Raw genomic sequence first — 13,625 nt, 5'->3', positions numbered from 1 at the left:
GCGCGCCTCATTCCCGGTCGTAGCCGGCGACCCGCCAACCGTCCTCGGTCTGCACGACCAGCACGATCAGCGTGAGCCGGTCCGTCGGCACCTCGACCTGCACCGAGCGCGGGGCGACCCGGACGGCGCGGGGCTCGCCGGTGACCCGGGTGGCCGGGATGTTCTCCGGGTCGACCCCGGCCAGCACGCCGAGGTACTCGTCGGTGGTCGTGCTGCGCAGCCCGTCCAGCCACTCCTGCGCGCTGGTGCCCTCCGGGGGACGCACCCACGCCGCCGCCCAGCGGGCGGCCACCTCGACCGCCGCCCTCGGCGCCGCCGACGGGGGCAGCTGGGTGGGGGTGAGCGCGGGCACCGGCGGCAGCGCGGTGCGGGTGGGGGTGCCCGCGACGCCGGGTCCGCGCCCGAGCGGCCCCGGCCCGTCGCCCGGGTCGGTGGCGCCGCCGACCCCGGTGCGCGCGGGGGTGACCGCCGCGATCGCGAACGTCGCACCGACCACCAGGGCGACCACGAAGGCCGCGGTGACCGCGAGCCGGAGCGGTGAACGCAGCGGCCACGTCCACACCGCCCGGTACGCCGCGGACCGGCCGTGCGAGGTCCTAATCGGCACGGCCGCCGCCGGGGGAGATCACGGTCTGGTCCGACCGGGGCCGGTAGATCCGGTAGACGGGCACGCCGTCGACGATCTCCGCCTGCACCGGGCGGACGCCACCCGGGCGCAGCGGCACCGCGTCGGGCCTGCGGTAGATCACGCGGTCGTCCACCTCGCCCGCGTCGCCCCAGTTCGGCACGCCGCCGGTGGTGACCGCGTCGTCGGGCGGGGCGGGCAGGGCGGCGCGGCGCACGGTGGGCACCGCGGTGGGCTCGGGCGGCTCCGCGTTCGCGCCGCGCGGCGCAGGCACGTCGGCGGTGGTCGCGGACACGCGCACGGCGGAGTCCGCCTCCGGCCGGGCGCCCTCGGCCCGGCGGGCGGCGGCCATGGCCCCGCGCCGCTCCTCCCACCAGCGGGTCTGTCGGTCGTCGGCGTCCGGGGCGCCGCGCACGCGCTGCCACACCCGCGACAGGGGTCCGGTGCCCGCGCCCGGCACGATGCCGCCGAACTGCTCGCGGGTGAGCGACACCATCGACACCAGCCGCCGGAACGGCCGCGAGACCGCCCACATCACCACCGTGACGACGCCGGTGACGAGCAGCGCGAGCCACAGGTCGATGCCGGAACCCGGCCGGAAGAGCGACACCACCAGCAGCGCGTGCAGGCCGGCGAGCGCGCCGACCACGAGCGTGTTGACGATGGCCGCGCCGGCGACCCGCAGCAGGGCGGGCATGATGTCCGGCTTCAGGATCGCGATGACGGCGATGGCGGGCGCGGTCATCACCATCAGCCGCAGCACCAGCATCGCCACCAGCACCAGCACCTTGGACATGAGCTGGAACAGCGCGATGCACACCGCCTGGACGACCGCCAGCACGCCCGCGCCGATGCGGCTGCCGGCCTCGCCCTGGAAGTAGGGGTACCGGTCGCCCATGCGGGCGGCGATCGCGGCGAACTCGGCCTTCTTCTGCTCGGCCAGGACCTGCGTGTCGCGGCCCTCCGCGACCTCCGCCTTCGTGAACGTCTGCGCCCGCAGCAGGTCGCGGCCCAGCTCCTGGGCCTGCGGCACGTCCGGCGAGCCGAACTCGCCGCGCAGCCAGTTCTGGTAGATCACCTGGTCGACGAGCACCGTCGGCAGCGTGTCCCGGGTGCCGAGGCCGACCTGGCCGAGGAAGCCCTCCTGCATCTGCGTCACGCCGTCGAGCAGCAGGCCGTCGGCCGCCTTCGCCCAGTCGAGCGGGGCGAGGTAGGCCGCCGACCCGACGACGAGCGCCACCACGGCGAGCGCGGCCCGCTGGGTCTGGCGCGCCAGGTCGCCCCGCAGCGCCAGCACCAGCAGGATCACGGCCAGCAGCAACAGCACCGGGCCGACGAAGGTGGTGAACACCGCGTCGTACATGGCGCGGGTGCCGTCGCTGATCAGCTGGTCGAGCGGGGAGAGCAGCTCGCCGCCGCCGGCGATGAGGTAGTGCGCCCAGTTGACCCCGCCGACCATGAACTTCGCGACGTTGAGCGCCTGGTTGCCCAGCCAGGTGTCGGTGGTGGTCGCCGGGTTGAGCGCGGCGCCCGCGCAGCCGATGTCGTAGTTGTGCCAGACGAGCCCGGCGTAGCCGACCTCGCGGTAGACGCTGCCGAGCTCGCCGTGGCTCGCCCGGGGCGGGTCGAGCGAGCCGACGAGCCCCGTGCCGGGCCGGTCCGGCTCCGGCGACTCCTTGCAGTCGAACCCCTGGCCGAACGCGGGCTGCCCGATCAGGATCGAGCCGCCCACCAGCCCGGCGACGACCAGCACCGCCATCCGCCTGCGCGGACGCGCGCCGTGCTGCGCCGCGCGGCGGCGCGCCCTGCGGCGCAGGACCACCGCGACCGCGCCTGCGATCACCAAGGCGACCGGCAGCCATCCCGCGGCTGCCGGGGTGGCTGCGGACATCACCGACGGGCCTCCCCGGCCGCGTGGACGCGCCCGGTCACCGACCGGTCGTCCGGCGCGGCGGAGGGCTCGTCGTCCAGGTCCGTGCCCGGGTCGACGTCGCCCAGCAGGTCGAGGTCCTCGTCGCGGCGCAGCTGGACCGCGCCGCCGTTCCGGATGGGTGCGGGCCGCGCGGCCTCGAGCGCGCCGCCGTCCGGAGCGTCGAGCTCGGGCTCGTCGAGGTCGTCGCCGAGGTCGATCGTGGGCGCCGCCACGCGGCCGAGCACCGCGGGGCGCGCGGGCGCCGGCTCCGCGGGCGGGCGCACCGGGGGCGCGGTGACCGCGGGCGTCCCGCGCACCGAGATCCGGTTGGCGTCCGGGTTGGTGTCGAGGGCCTGCCGGACGTGCTCCAGGTGCGGCGCCTCGAGGTCGATCCGGATCTTCTCCACGCCGCCGTGGCCGTCGGCGAAGATGAACTGGCGCGGGGTGTCGTCGGGCCGGTCGTCGTCGCGCGGGCGCGGCGAGAGGGTGCCGAGCATCTGCTCGTAGCCGACGCCGGTGGGCACCTTGAGCAGCCGCAGCGCGTCGCGTTGCGCCTCCTCGTCGTCGGTGCGGCCCACGAACACCGCGTTGACCAGCGAGGCGAACCCGGAGACGCGCAGCAGGTCGCCCGCGAGCTGCGAGGCGAAGAGCGCGCGGACGTTGAACTTGCGGGAGTCGCGGGCGAGCCGGTCGATCAGCACCTTGCCCGTGGGCACCTGGGACAGGAAGTGCGTCTCGTCCAGCGCCACGCCCTTGCGCAGGTTGCGGTCGGCGTCGTAGATCGTGCGCTGGGTGAGCCAGGACGCGAGGTTGAGCAGCTCGACCGCGAGCGCCTCGGCGTCGGTCCACTCCTCGCGCGGGCTGCCCGGGCGCGGCAGCGTCATGCCCTGCATCGTGAGGACCGTGAGGCGGTAGTCGCGGTCGGCCTGCCACGGGTCCTCGCGGGAGGTGTCCGGGAAGAGCAGGGCGGCCTGGGGCAGTTCCCGTCGCTCCGACAGGAAGTCGGCCACCACGCCGGCGTGCTCCTCGCCGTCGCGGGCGTGCCTGCGCAGGACGTCGATGACCTGGCCGGGGTGGCGGTCGGGGGCGCCGCCGACCTCCCGCACGGCGCGCAGCAGCACGATCCGCGTCTGCGGCAGCCGCGCGACGTCGTAGGGCAGCAGGCCGGTGAGGACGTCGAGGACGAGCCGGCGGCGGGTGGCCGCGGCCAGCGACCGCTCCCGGCGCCAGGCCCGCTCGGGGTCCTCCTCGTCGGCGAAGTGCTCCAGCTTCGGCTCGGCGACGACCCGGTAGGGGTTGAGGATGCCCGGGTCGGCGCGCAGCAGGTTGATGTGGCGGGAGAACGGGGCGAGCTCGGGGAGGCGGGTCAGCCGCGCGAGCGGGCCGGACGGGTCCAGCAGCGTCCAGCGCGCCCCGGCGCGCAGCGTCTTGTAGGTGATGAGGCCGGTCAGGAACGACTTCCCGGACCCGAGGCCGCCGACCACCGCCGTGAGCCCGGACGCCCGGCGGACCTCCTGGGCGAGCCACGGGTCCCACGCCACCGGCCGCCGGGTGGCCGTGCAGGTCTCGCCGATCATGATGCCGCGCCGGTCGCCGACGGAGGCGGTGGCCGCGGGCACCGCCGCGGCGGCCCACATGACCGAACCGCGCCTGCGGTAGGCGGTGGAGGCGAGCGGCTCGCCCGGGATGAACTCGCGCGCGAACCGGTACTGGGCCTCGGGGTGCTCGATCTGCACCTTCGGCCGGTAGATCTCGAGCACCTGCTGGGCGCGGCTGATCGCCTCGGCCTCGTCCTTGCCCGAGACCGCGATCCGCCACCAGCCGTACAGGCGCGTGTTGAGCTGGGTCAGGCCGCTGGAGAGCTCGTCCTCGACCTCGAGCACGCGGTCGGCCTGGCGGGCGAGCGACATCGGCGGGTCGAGGTCGTGGTCGTGGGTGTAGTGGCGGATCTGGCTGCGCACCTTGCCCATCTGGCGCTGCAGCTCGCCCGCGACCTCCTCCGGCCGCCGCACGTAGATGCGCGCCGACCACTCCACCGGGAACGGCAGCCGGTCCGAGTGCTGCATCCACGGGTCGTCGACCTCGGGGATGCGCAGGCCCTCCATCAGGCCGAGGGAGAGGACCGCGACGTGGCGGGTGACCGTCTGGGCCCGCAGCCGCCCCACCACCTGCACGGTGGGCGCGTAGGGCTCCTGGTACATCTCGACGCCGTCGGTGAACGCGGCGAGGTCCTCGGTCTCCCACCGGTGCGCGCCCCCCGGCACCACGGACAGGGTGCGCGGCGCGGGGAGCCCCAGCGCGCAGGACCGGTGCATGAGCCACGCGATGTCGTCGGAGGTGGCCGGCACCGCGTCCAGCCCCGGCCCGGCGACCAGCGCGTCCAGGTGGGCGACCTCGGAGGACAGCGCCTCGATCTCGGCCCGGACGGCGGCCGGGGCGACCTTGCCGAGCACCGGGGCGGCGCGCTCGACCCAGCGGTCGAGGGTGCGGCGCCCGGACACCTCGATGCCGAGGAACACCTCCTTGTCCGACATGGACAGGCCCATCAGGTGGCGCTGCTCGCCCTCGAGGAAGCCGTCCCAGCCGAGCGCGCCCGCGACGTCGGGCATCCGGTCGAGCGCGTTGTGGTCGAACGCCTCGGCCCACATGTGCACCGGGTAGGGCCGCGTGGTGACCCGCAGGTGCAGCCAGCGGCCCTGCAGCTCGCCCAGCTGCGCCGCGATCTGGCGGATCAGCACCTCGCGCTGGGAGTCGCTGCGGAAGCTCCAGGCCTGCGCCGCGAGCCGGTACCAGGCCATGACCTGCGTGTTCGTGCGGGTCAGGTGCCCCTCGATGGAGCGCAGCGCGATGTTGGGCTCGTACGTCGGCAGCCCGCCGTCCCCGGTGAGCGGCCGCCCACGCCGCCGCGTGCGCTCCTTGCGTCTCCGGCCCGCGTCACCCCGTGACACGTGTCCGTCCCTCCCGGCCGGGCCGTACCCGGCGCCTCGCCTGCTGCTGCACCCCGCGCCGCGCCGAAGCGCGGCGCGTCCCACGCGGTCCGACCACGGGGCCGATCCGGACGTGGCTCGAGCGGATCACGCCGCCCGTGCCGACCGTGCGCTTGCGCGGCCCGGTGATCTCGTGCCGGAACAGCCCGAGCACCTGGCCGAGCGGGCGCTCGTAGTCGATGCGCTGGCCGATGAACCGCGTGATCGCCACCGTGAGCACGAGCGCCCAGGCGACCGAGAAGAAGTCGAGCCCGATCCCGACCCGGCGCTGGACGAACATGATCAAAATCATGACAAGGAGGCCGAGCCCGTAGCTCACGTACCTCGCGCGCCAGGGGAACGTGGCGCGCGGCGGCCCGAGCCAGACGGAGTCGACGCGATAGATCTCGTCGTCGGTGCGGACCAGCATCACCCGACGAGGAGACCGGCGAGGAAGTTGCCGATCTCGGGGCCGTTGCCGGACACCGCGATGCCGAGGGCGATGAGGCCGACGATCAGGCCGACGCTGCGGCGTGCGACGCCAGCGTTGTCACCCTTGCCCCCTATCCACAGGAGGATGATCGCGATTCCGAGCAGGATGAGCGGGATCACATTGTCCTGGATCCACCCTTGGAGACCGCTGGTGCTCAGGGCCTGCGCCTGCAGCACGAGCACCTGTGGTCCGGTCATGACGGCTCCTCCTCGTGGCGCTGCCAACCCGAGTCCGCCGCTACCCGACACCTCGGGCCAGTGGACGCCCGACCTGGTCTACTCGGGCATTCGCGCACGAGTAGACCATGTTGACCACCGGGAGCATAGCGAGTCGCCCGCGCGTTCCAGGCGACCGACACGGACCGCGATTCGCCCGCGCGCAGGGGTGAACGACGCGATCACCGGGACCGGATCTGGACCGGTTGAGTGACGAACGTCCGGCGCGCACCCGGGGGCGCGACACCCGACCGCGCGTTATGGTCACAACGCGCTCCGCTGTTACCGGCGAGTAAGTTACGTTCTGATCAGCCGGAACGACGCCGCCGCGCGGCGGGGAGCACCGGTCTACCCTGCTGACGCAACGGCCCGCGGTCCACCACCCGCGACGCCAGCCCTGGGAGGAAGCCGTGGTTGTCAGACTCGTCATCGGACTGGCGATGACAGCGCTCGCACTGGCGGTGTCGGGCCGTCGTGCCTGGTGGCTCTACACGCTGATCAGGTCCGGCCAGCCCGCGCCCGACCGGCTCCAGCAGATGAACGAGCGGATCAAGGCGCAGTTCGTCGAGGTGTTCGGCCAGCGCAAGCTGCTGCGCTGGTCGGTGCCCGGGCTGGCGCACTTCTTCACGTTCTGGGCGTTCGTGATCCTGATCACGGTCTACGTCGAGGCGTACGGCGCCCTGTTCGACCACGACTTCCACATCCCGCTGATCGGCCGCTGGCCCGTGCTCGGGTTCCTGCAGGACCTGATCGCCACGCTGGCGCTGATCTCCATCGGGGTGTTCTCGGTGATCCGCATCCGCAACGCCCCGGAGCGGCTGCAGCGGGCGTCGCGGTTCTACGGCTCGCACACCGGCGGCGCGTGGCTGATCCTCTTCATGATCTTCAACGTGCTGTGGACGATGTTCCTGTTCCGCGGCGCGTCGGCGGCGTTGGGCGTGTTCCCGTACGAGTCGGGTGCGTTCGTCTCACTGGCCGTCGGCCAGCTGTTCTCCGGCCTGTCGGAGACCACGCTGTTCGTGCTGGAGAGCATCGGGCTGCTGCTGCACATCGGCGTGATGCTGGTTTTCACGGTGATCATCGCCTACTCCAAGCACCTGCACATCTTCACCGCGCCGCTCAACGTCTCGGCCAAGCGGCTGCCCAAGGCGCTCGGGCCGCTGCAGCCGATCACGCACGAGGGCAAGCCGATCGACTTCGAGGATCCGCCGGACGACGCGGCGTTCGGGCGCGGCAAGATCGAGGACTTCACGTGGAAGGGCTACCTCGACTTCGCCACCTGCACCGAGTGCGGCCGCTGCCAGAGCCAGTGCCCGGCCTGGAACACCGGCAAGCCGCTCTCGCCCAAGCTCGTGATCATGGACCTGCGCGACCACCTGCTCGCGAAGGCCCCGTACCTGATCGGCGGCAAGGACATGCCGGAGGAGGGCTCGATCGACTTCTCCGCCGGCCTGAAGGAGTCGCCCGACGGCCACCACGGCGTGCCCGAGTCCGGGTTCGGCCGGGTGCGCGGCTCCGGCCCCGAGCAGGCGGCCCGGCCGCTGGTCGGCACCCTGGAGCAGGGCGGGGTGATCGACCCGGACGTCCTGTGGTCGTGCACCACGTGCGGGGCGTGCGTCGAGCAGTGCCCGGTGGACATCGAGCACGTCGACCACATCGTCGACATGCGCCGCCACCAGGTGCTGATCGAGAGCGAGTTCCCCTCCGAGCTCGGGGTCCTGTTCCGCAACCTGGAGAACAAGGGCAACCCCTGGGGTCAGAACGCCAAGGACCGCCTCGAGTGGACCAAGGGCCTCGACTTCGAGGTCCCGGTCTTCGACGGCGAGCTCTCGCCGGACACGGAGTACCTGTTCTGGGTCGGGTGCGCGGGCGCGTTCGACGACAACGCGAAGAAGACGGTGCGGGCCACCGCGGAGCTCCTGCACCGCGCGGGCGTGAACTACGTCGTGCTGGGGCCGGAGGAGAGCTGCACCGGTGACCCGGCCCGCCGCGCCGGCAACGAGTTCCTGTTCCAGATGCTGGCGCAGCAGAACGTCGAGGTGCTCAACGCGGTCTTCGAGGGCAGGGAGCCGGGCACGCGCAAGATCGTGACGACCTGCCCGCACTGCCTCAACACGCTCGGCCGCGAGTACCCGCAGCTCAGCCAGGACGGGATCGGGGGCCACTACGAGGTGGTGCACCACACCCAGCTGCTCAACAAGCTGGTGCGCGAGGGCAAGCTGGTGCCGGTCGCCGCGCCCGACGCGATGACCGACGTGACCTACCACGACCCGTGCTACCTGGGCCGGCACAACGAGGTCTACGCCGAGCCGCGCGAGCTCGTGGGCGCCGCGGGCCTGAAGCTCGCCGAGATGCCCCGCCACGCCGACCGGTCCTTCTGCTGCGGCGCGGGCGGCGCCCGCATGTGGATGGAGGAGAAGATCGGCAAGCGGGTCAACCTGGAGCGCGTCGACGAGGCGCTCGGCACCAACGCCGAGAAGATCGCGACCGGGTGCCCGTTCTGCCGGGTGATGTTCTCCGACGGCCTCACCCAGCGCCAGAACGAGGACAAGGGCACCGGCGTGGAGATCCTCGACGTCTCCCAGATGCTGCTCGCGGCCGTGAAGCGCGGCGACGCGAAGGCGAACGGGAGCGCCGCGGACGCGATCGACGCGGAGGGCTCGGGCGCGCCGCACACCGCGGACACGACCCCGGCCAGCGGCACGGCCGGGAGCGGCCCCGGCGACGACTCGGCGGCGCAGGCCGACCCCGCGGGCGACGTGTCGGTCGGCGGTGGCGGCACGACGGGCGCCGAGCCGAAGGGCGCCCGCACCGACGACGCGGCGCAGGAGGAACGCCGCCAGGGCTGAGGGTGTGGCTCCCTGCTACGCGCAGGGGGCGAAGCCGGTGACCAGGTAGGTGCGCTGGTTCGGGTCCACCAGCTCGACCTGGATCCGGCCGAGCGCCGCTCCCGCGGCCTCCGCCCACGGGGTGGCGCACGCGTCGAGGACGAGGCTCGGCGGTGGCGGTGCCTTCGGGTCCGCGCCGCGCGGCATCGCCTCCTCGTCGGCGGCGGTCACCGCGGGGCGGCGCTCGTGCAGCAGGGCGGCCGCCGCCGGGCAGTCCGGCGCCCCCACGCCGCGGGCGAGCTGCTCCTCCGCGGGCGGGGTGAGCACGGCGCACAGCAGGTCCGGGTCGGGTCGGGACTGGGTGATGGCGAGGACGAGCGACGGCACGATGTCGCCGCTCTCCTCGGCGATGCCCGCGCGCGACAGGTCACCCGCCCGGGCCTGGATCTGCTCCAGCGCGACCCGGTCCTGGTGGAGGGAGAGGCCGAACCCGATCCCGCTCACCGCGCACAGCGCCGCCCCGACCACCGCCACCCGCCACCGCGGCAGCCGCACGAGCCCGGCCAGCAGGACGCCGATGCTCGCCGCGAGGGCCCACGCCCACGGCCCGGTGCTCACCATCAGCCCGATCGGGACGGCGAGGCAGGCGAGCGGCAGGTCCCAGCCCCGCAACGGGCCGTCGAGCCGCAGCAGCCGCAGCACGACCAGCACGGCGAGCCCGATCAGCCAGGGGATCCACGAGAACCCCGCGAACGGCCACAGGAGCAGGGCGGCACCCAGCGCGGCGAGGCCGACCGCGGACCGCGGCGAGCGGGAGAACCGGCGCCAGTCGAACCGAGGCCCGGGCTCGCGCGGATCCCGACCCGGGCCGGGCGGGGCGGGGACGGAGGGCGGGTGGGCCGGACGCGTCTCGGGAAGCCACGGGGGGCCGGGTTCGCGCGGCGGTTCCACGCGGCCCGAGATTACCGGGAGCCGCCCCCGGCGCGGCGCCATTCCTGCGGGGAGACGCCGTGGGCGCGCCGGAACCGCCGGGCGAAGTAGCCCGGGTCGCGGTAGCCGACCCGGGCGCCGACGGCCTCGACGGTCAGCTCGGTCTCGGCGAGCAACCGTCGCGCCTCCACCATCCGCCGCTCGGTGATCCACTGCTGCACCGTCCGACCGGTCTTGCGCCGCACCACGGTGGTGAGGTGCCCCGGGGTGAGGCCCACCGCCGCGGCGACCTCCGCCAGGCCGAGCGGGCCGCGGAACCCCGCCTCCACGGCGTCGAAGACGGCCGCGAGCTGCGGATCGTCGCGCGGGACCACATCGCCGGAGAGGTCGGCCGCGAGCCGGGAGACCGCGACCAGCAGCAACGTGAGGTGGGCGATCGCCGCCTCCGTGCAGCCCTCGCGCCGCTCGCGCACCTCGCGCTCGAGCGCGGTGAGGTGCTCGGCGAAGACGGCGCGCTGCTCGGGCGGCACGCGCATCCGCTGCGCCCCGCCGGCCACGCCGCGCACGAACGGGAAGAGCAGCGGGTGGGCCCGCCAGGACAGGAACGAGCCGTGGTCGCCCGGCTGCATGACGTCCGGCGGGAAGTACACCGACCAGCCGTCGGCGGTGTGCAGGTCGGGCTCGACGAACGTCACCACCTCGCCGGGCGCGACCAGGAGGACGTCGCCCGCCTCGACGCACCACTCCCGGTCGTCGAGCCGCAGCCGGCCGCCGCCGCGCTCGACGTGGACGAGCACGAGGAAGTCGTGGGCGTGCGGGTGGGGCCGGCCGACGCCGTCGTGGTGCTCGCCCATGCGGACGACGCCGACCGGGGGCACGCCGGGGACGCGCCGGTAGCCGTAGACCGGCGCGCCGTCCCGGGTGCCCGTCCGGAGAACGCCCGAAGATTGTCCGGGTACCGCCGAGGAACGTCCCTTGGAAGCAGTTCGCAGCGGCTCCAGCCTGGAGGACGACACCGGAACATCGTCGCACCGTTCGGAGGACCCCGCCATGGCCCGCCATCCACAGGAGCACGACTACCTGCCCGCGATGGGCAAGGACCACCTGCTGCCGTTCTACGACGTGTGCACGTGGCTGCTCGGGGTCGGCCGGATCCACCGGCGCCTCATCGAGCTCGCGGCGATCGAGCCGGGGCACCGGGTGCTCGAGATCGGCTGCGGCCCCGGCGGCCTCGTGCTGCGGGCGCAGCGCATGCACCCCCACGCGGAGGTGGTGGGCCTCGACCCCGACCCGCTCGCCCTCGCGAAGGCCCGGCGCAAGGCCGCCCGCGCGGGCCTGCCCGTGCGCTTCGACCAGGGCAAGGCCGGCGACCTCCCCTACCCGGACGAGAGCTTCGACCGCGTGCTCTCGTCGTTCATGTTCCACCACCTGGACGACGACGAGAAGCGCCGCGCCCTGGCCGAGGCGCGGCGGGTGCTGCGGCCGGGAGGGCAGCTGCACCTGGTGGACGTGGCCGGGCACCACCACGGCCGGTTCGGCCACCGGATGCTGCGCAACGAGCGCCTGCGGGACAACGCGGGCGACGGCGTCCCGGACCGGATGCGCGCGGCGGGGTTCACCGACGTCCGCACCGGGGAGCGTGGCCGCCTGCACACCACCTTCTACCGGGCGACCCGGGAGGGCTAGCGGCACGTCCACCCGGTGGGAGTCGCGGACCGGCGCCGTCAGAGCCAGCCGTTGTCGCGCGCCCGCTGCGCCGCATCCGTCCGGGAGCTCGCGCCGAGCTTCTGCATCGCCGACGACAGGTAGTTGCGCACCGTGCCCGGCGACAGGTGCACCTTCCGGGCGATGTCGGCCGCCGTCCCGGTGGCGTCGACGGCGCACAGGACCTCCAGCTCGCGGTCGGTGAGCGGACAGTCCTCGGTCATGAGGGCGGTCATCGCGAGATCCGGGTCGACGTAGCGGCCGCCCCGGTGGACGCGCCGCACGACGTCGGCCAGGAGCGTCGCCGGGGCGCTCTTGGTGACGAAGCCCGCCGCCCCCGCGGCGAGCGCCCGCCGCAGCACACCGGGGCGGGCGTGCCGGGTGAGGATGATGCAGCGGGTGCGCGGCTCGTTGGCCGCCACCCACTGGGCCACCTCGGCCCCGTCGCGCCCGGGCATCTCGACGTCGAGCACGGCGATGTCGGGCCGGTGGCGCTGCACGCTCTCGACCGCCTCGTCCCCCGTGCCGACCTCGGCGACGACCTCGAGGTCGGGCTCCAGCCCGAGCAGAGCCCCGACCGCCCCGCGGGTGAGTGACTCGTCGTCGGCCAGCACCAGCCGGATCCGGGCGCTCACCGGGCCCCCACCGGCAGCACGGCGTCGAGCCGGAACGTGCCGTCCGGCCCGCGGACCGCGTCGAGCCGGCCCGCGCGCTCCTGCAGGTAGCGTTCCAACGCGGCGAGGCCGGTGCCGGGGTCGGCGTCGTTGCCGGGCAGGGCCCCGTCGTTGACCACCTGCAGGCGGGCCTCCCCGCCGGTCACGTCGATCCCGATCGTGCAGCGGCGCGGCTCGGCGTGGCGCAGCACGTTGGTCATCGCCTCCCGCAGGACCCGACCCAGCACGCTTCCCGCGGCCGGGTCGACCCGGGCGGGATCGCCCCGCACCACGATCTCGACCCCCGCCGTCTCGAGCACCGCGCGGGCCCCGGCCAGCTCGGTGGCCAGGTCCGTCGGCCGGGTGTTGCGCACGAGCGCCCGCACCTCGCTGAGCGAGGACCGGGCCACCCGCTGCACCTCCTCCATCTCCCGCGCCGCCCGCTCCGGGTCGGCGGCCTGCAGGCGCGCGGCGAGCTCGCTCTTGAACGCCACGACCTCCAGCGCGTGGCCGAGGATGTCGTGCAGGTCGTCGGCCAGGCGCAGCCGCTCGCGTGCCGTGGCGAGCTCCGCAGCCGTGCGCCGGGAGTCGTCGAGGTCCGTGACGGCCTTCAACCACCACAGCCGCTCGACGTCGAGCGTCCACATGCTCGCCATGAAGAAGGCCGCCGTCCCCGCGGCGTACCAGGGGCTGACGGGCAGGTCGGCGAGCAGCGGCGCGAGGATCGCGTACCCGCCGAACAGCACGGCGGCCGTGGCGGAGGCGACCACGGCCAGGATCTGGCGCCAGCGCAGCCCCGCGACGACGTCGCCGATCAGCACGCCACCGGCCAGCGACCACATGAACCCGGCGAAACCGGTCGTGAACCCGAGCAGCGCGAGCCCCACGCCGACCACGGTCGCCGTGACCGCGAACCACCGCGGCGCCGGCTCGCCGAGCGCCGTCATGTGGCGCCGGATCCGCCACAGGTGCAGGCCGAACGCCACGAGGTAGACGACGAGCAGCGGCCAGCCCGACGCCAGGGCGAGCCCGCCGAACGCCACCGCGTACGCGGGCACGGCGAGCATCCAGACGATCGTCAGCACGAGGCCGATGCGCCCGAACCGCTGCGCGGCGCGGACCTTGCGCTCCTCGGGCCCGAGGATCGGGGGTGCGTCCACGGGGCGGACCGTATCCGACCCCCGCCCCGCGCCCGAGAAACCGATGACACCTGTCACCTGCGGTGGCGCGCTCTGTCAGCGCCGTCGGTGACCGCTGCGACTACCCGGCGCCGGGGGTCGGCGGCGATCGTGGACCCCG

11 protein-coding genes are annotated in these 13,625 nt (G+C 74.3%); 2 read left to right on the top strand and 9 right to left on the bottom strand.

All coding sequences use genetic code 11. From position 1 onward, the window contains the following. Window positions 1-7: 7 nt before the first annotated feature. The 5 genes from VKZ81_RS25095 to VKZ81_RS25075 are packed head-to-tail and all read right to left on the bottom strand — an operon-like array spanning window position 8 to window position 6,193. A complete protein-coding gene (locus VKZ81_RS25095) occupies window positions 8-607 on the bottom strand; it encodes a hypothetical protein (RefSeq protein ID WP_324244136.1) in 600 nt (199 codons plus the stop codon). Continuing rightward, window positions 597-2,516, bottom strand: coding sequence for a hypothetical protein (locus VKZ81_RS25090; protein ID WP_324244135.1), 1,920 nt, complete (start codon window positions 2,514-2,516; stop codon window positions 597-599). The genes VKZ81_RS25095 and VKZ81_RS25090 overlap by 11 nt, the downstream gene beginning before the upstream one ends. Then, complete coding sequence (locus VKZ81_RS25085) at window positions 2,516-5,485, bottom strand: ATP-binding protein (RefSeq protein WP_324244134.1); 2,970 nt, start codon at window positions 5,483-5,485, stop codon at window positions 2,516-2,518. The genes VKZ81_RS25090 and VKZ81_RS25085 overlap by 1 nt, the downstream gene beginning before the upstream one ends. After that, complete coding sequence (locus VKZ81_RS25080; protein ID WP_324244133.1) at window positions 5,472-5,933, bottom strand: hypothetical protein; 462 nt, start codon at window positions 5,931-5,933, stop codon at window positions 5,472-5,474. The genes VKZ81_RS25085 and VKZ81_RS25080 overlap by 14 nt, the downstream gene beginning before the upstream one ends. Next, entirely contained in the window at window positions 5,933-6,193 is a 261-nt protein-coding gene (locus VKZ81_RS25075) for a hypothetical protein (protein WP_324244132.1), read from the bottom strand. The genes VKZ81_RS25080 and VKZ81_RS25075 overlap by 1 nt, the downstream gene beginning before the upstream one ends. A 428-nt stretch (window positions 6,194-6,621) precedes the next feature. Here VKZ81_RS25075 and VKZ81_RS25070 point away from each other — a divergent pair, with 428 nt between their 5' ends. Next, complete coding sequence (locus tag VKZ81_RS25070; RefSeq protein ID WP_324244131.1) at window positions 6,622-9,060, top strand: (Fe-S)-binding protein; 2,439 nt, start codon at window positions 6,622-6,624, stop codon at window positions 9,058-9,060. Window positions 9,061-9,075: 15 nt separating this feature from the next. Here the strand turns inward: VKZ81_RS25070 and VKZ81_RS25065 are convergent, their stop codons facing one another. Further along, on the bottom strand, window positions 9,076-9,990 hold the full coding sequence (locus VKZ81_RS25065) for a hypothetical protein (RefSeq protein ID WP_324244130.1): 915 nt from the start codon (window positions 9,988-9,990) through the stop codon (window positions 9,076-9,078). 11 nt (window positions 9,991-10,001) lie between these two features. Further along, window positions 10,002-10,847, bottom strand: coding sequence for an AraC family transcriptional regulator (locus tag VKZ81_RS25060; RefSeq protein ID WP_324244129.1), 846 nt, complete (start codon window positions 10,845-10,847; stop codon window positions 10,002-10,004). Between the two features lie 172 nt (window positions 10,848-11,019). Here VKZ81_RS25060 and VKZ81_RS25055 point away from each other — a divergent pair, with 172 nt between their 5' ends. Next, window positions 11,020-11,655: a class I SAM-dependent methyltransferase gene (locus VKZ81_RS25055; RefSeq protein ID WP_324244128.1), complete on the top strand. Its 636-nt coding sequence runs from the start codon at window positions 11,020-11,022 to the stop codon at window positions 11,653-11,655. 38 nt (window positions 11,656-11,693) lie between these two features. On the opposite strand, the gene VKZ81_RS25050 is transcribed toward VKZ81_RS25055, so the two are convergent. Together VKZ81_RS25050 and VKZ81_RS25045 are read right to left on the bottom strand one after the other, a co-directional pair. Next, the gene (locus tag VKZ81_RS25050; RefSeq protein WP_324244127.1) at window positions 11,694-12,308 is read right to left on the bottom strand and encodes a response regulator transcription factor; all 615 of its coding nucleotides are present in this window, start codon (window positions 12,306-12,308) and stop codon (window positions 11,694-11,696) included. After that, on the bottom strand, window positions 12,305-13,486 hold the full coding sequence (locus VKZ81_RS25045) for a sensor histidine kinase (protein WP_324244126.1): 1,182 nt from the start codon (window positions 13,484-13,486) through the stop codon (window positions 12,305-12,307). Before VKZ81_RS25045 ends, VKZ81_RS25050 begins: the two co-directional genes overlap by 4 nt. Window positions 13,487-13,625: the final 139 nt, after the last annotated feature.

This window comes from Pseudonocardia sp. (assembly GCF_035305885.1).
Lineage (GTDB): Bacteria > Actinomycetota > Actinomycetes > Mycobacteriales > Pseudonocardiaceae > Pseudonocardia.
The sequence above is the reverse complement of the archived record's forward strand: the minus strand, read 5'-3'. Positions and strand labels throughout refer to the sequence as shown.

Excerpts from the sequence above, each read along its gene's own strand:
- VKZ81_RS25090 (WP_324244135.1), bottom strand. The coding sequence starts at position 2,516 with ATGTCCGCAGCCACCCCGGCAGCCGCGGGATGGCTGCCGGTCGCCTTG.
- VKZ81_RS25080 (WP_324244133.1), bottom strand. The coding sequence starts at position 5,933 with ATGCTGGTCCGCACCGACGACGAGATCTATCGCGTCGACTCCGTCTGG.
- VKZ81_RS25075 (WP_324244132.1), bottom strand. The coding sequence starts at position 6,193 with ATGACCGGACCACAGGTGCTCGTGCTGCAGGCGCAGGCCCTGAGCACC.
- VKZ81_RS25055 (WP_324244128.1), top strand. The coding sequence starts at position 11,020 with ATGGCCCGCCATCCACAGGAGCACGACTACCTGCCCGCGATGGGCAAG.